This window comes from Pseudoalteromonas rubra, from assembly GCF_005887095.1.
GTDB classification, from domain to species: Bacteria; Pseudomonadota; Gammaproteobacteria; order Enterobacterales; family Alteromonadaceae; genus Pseudoalteromonas; species Pseudoalteromonas rubra_E.
In genome coordinates, this window is sequence record NZ_PNCI01000080.1 from 1 (window position 1) to 1,964 (window position 1,964).

The 1,964-nt window shown below is 37.4% G+C and carries 4 protein-coding genes; all 4 read left to right on the forward strand.

Translation table 11 applies throughout. The features are described 5' to 3' along the window. Positions 1-109: 109 nt before the first annotated feature. The 4 genes from CWB99_RS22675 to CWB99_RS22690 all read left to right on the forward strand — a co-directional run bounded on the left by CWB99_RS22675 (position 110) and on the right by CWB99_RS22690 (position 1,755). Entirely contained in the window at positions 110-523 is a 414-nt protein-coding gene (locus CWB99_RS22675; RefSeq protein ID WP_138553385.1) for a hypothetical protein, read from the forward strand. A gap of 80 nt (positions 524-603) precedes the next feature. Next, positions 604-990 carry a hypothetical protein gene (locus CWB99_RS22680; RefSeq protein WP_138553386.1) on the forward strand — a complete coding sequence of 129 codons (387 nt, stop codon included), beginning with the start codon at positions 604-606 and terminating at the stop codon, positions 988-990. A gap of 236 nt (positions 991-1,226) precedes the next feature. Beyond that, on the forward strand, positions 1,227-1,496 hold the full coding sequence (locus CWB99_RS24680) for a DUF2513 domain-containing protein (protein WP_249332064.1): 270 nt from the start codon (positions 1,227-1,229) through the stop codon (positions 1,494-1,496). Between the two features lie 37 nt (positions 1,497-1,533). Continuing rightward, entirely contained in the window at positions 1,534-1,755 is a 222-nt protein-coding gene (locus tag CWB99_RS22690; protein WP_138553387.1) for a hypothetical protein, read from the forward strand. The last annotated feature ends 209 nt before the right edge of the window (positions 1,756-1,964 follow it).

The window sequence follows — 1,964 nt, forward strand, 5'->3', positions numbered from 1 at the left end:
ATGATTTAGGAAACAACGCCTTCGAGAGTTAGAGTCGAAAGTAAGGTAAGGTAATAAATTACAAAGTTTTTGTAATGGAATAAATATAAGTATAAACATGGGAGAGGTAATGTGCAGTAACAAAGATAACTATGACATGTATAAAAGTCAGGTTGACAGGGAAGACTCATTAGTAAATAGCAGGTTTGGCTGGGCGCTTACGTTACAAGGTTTTCTATTTGCATCTTTGGCTGTATTGGCTAAAAGCACGGATGTGGTCCCGGAGATAAGTTCCCTGCTAAAAATGATTGTTCCAAAGATAGGGGTTGCTTCATCACTTGCAGTGCTGGCTACAGTGATAATGTCCTATCGTGCACTTTGGAAGCTACAAGAGGAGTGGTTTCAAAACTATGAGGGTGTAATTCCATCACCATTCGGAAATCAAAAACGAAATTGCTCCTACTTGTGGAATGCGCTGTCGCCTAACGTATTATTCCCGGTGATACTTTTTATTGCGTGGGTCATTATTGAGGTTCGGATATAAACGTATTGGAATATAACGTAATTGTCATTCGGACACTCAGTTCCCATTAATTCTATGGCTAACAATAAGGAATATAGTAAATGCCTAAAAAAAGAATTTTATTTATCGCACTTTTATTGCCTCTTGTTGCTAACGGTGAAGTGATGGGTGGTCGCTCAATTACAACTACCGTAAACGGCGTTAAATTATCGAAGACTTATGACTTAGAAATCCCTGACTTTGTGGCACAATCTCAACCCGATTTTGATCCGCTGAATAACATATCTATGCCAATGGAAAAGGCGATCCATAAAGCTGAAGTTGCCTTTTTGAAAAAGACAGGGAAGAAATACTATCGAATAAAGTCAGTATCATTACGTCCATTTCACTCTAATAGAAAAAGCTGGTATTACGATATTTTCATTGGGCAAACTAGGCTGGCTGTGCTTTCTAGTGGACAAGTCGTTTTTGAAAAAGAGCGGAAGTAGTACACCAAATATTAAATATTGGAATAAAGTCCGGGTTTTCTCAGGGGGCCGGATTTAACTAAATAGGAATAGGTAGCAATATGAAAATAGACTTAGAATATGTATCAGTTATGCTTAAGTAATTTATAGAAGCCGATAAACCACATATTGATTTGTTTATCTTATATAAAAATATTGGTAGTAGGGAAGTTGATGAGAACTTTATTTTCCATTACTCGCTTCTTATTGAAAACTCATTGATAAGTAAGCTTGACCTTTCTATTGGTTTGATGGATGAAATGGGTTTAAAGTATGGCTCAACTGGTGGTTTAACGGTAAATAATCTCCCTATCAGGCTTACTCAACATGGTCACGACTTTGCTAGTGCTTTAAATAATCGTGAGATACTAGAAAAACTAAAAACTGAGTTTAAAGATGCGCCATTTAAAGTGATTTTTGATGGCAGCCAAAAGTTAATTCAACATCTTGCAAAGAAGAAATTCGATGACCTTCTGAAAGAAAATTAAGAGATGTAATTGAGTGTTGGAATAGGAGAAGGTGATAATGGATGAAGAGTTTCAACGGTTAACGGATGAAGAGTTAGTTAACATGTACTCCAATTATGGAGATCCTGATGCTAAAAAGGCAATCGAGCTTGAGCAAAACAGACGGCACCATCTAAAAATCGAAAACAAAGCCAGAACAGCAAATAATGTTGCGATAGGTAGTTTAGTGGTGGCCATTATAAGTATGCTTATTGCAGTAGTTGCGCTGGTGAAAAGCTAAGTTGGAATAAAGGTTATCGGACGGAACTGCGGACAAGATGCTTAATAAGGAATAATATGTTAGTAACAGAGTACACATCACAAAACTATCGCTTGAAGACTTGCACCGAGTCAGATCACTTTAAAATTGAAAGGATCAGCCCACGTCACAGGGTGAGAGCATACTTCGTTAACGACCATTAACCGAGGATAAGCTCTGCCCTGAATTCA

Excerpts from the sequence above, each read along its gene's own strand:
- CWB99_RS22675 (WP_138553385.1), top strand. The coding sequence starts at position 110 with ATGTGCAGTAACAAAGATAACTATGACATGTATAAAAGTCAGGTTGAC.
- CWB99_RS22680 (WP_138553386.1), top strand. The coding sequence starts at position 604 with ATGCCTAAAAAAAGAATTTTATTTATCGCACTTTTATTGCCTCTTGTT.
- CWB99_RS22690 (WP_138553387.1), top strand. The coding sequence starts at position 1,534 with ATGGATGAAGAGTTTCAACGGTTAACGGATGAAGAGTTAGTTAACATG.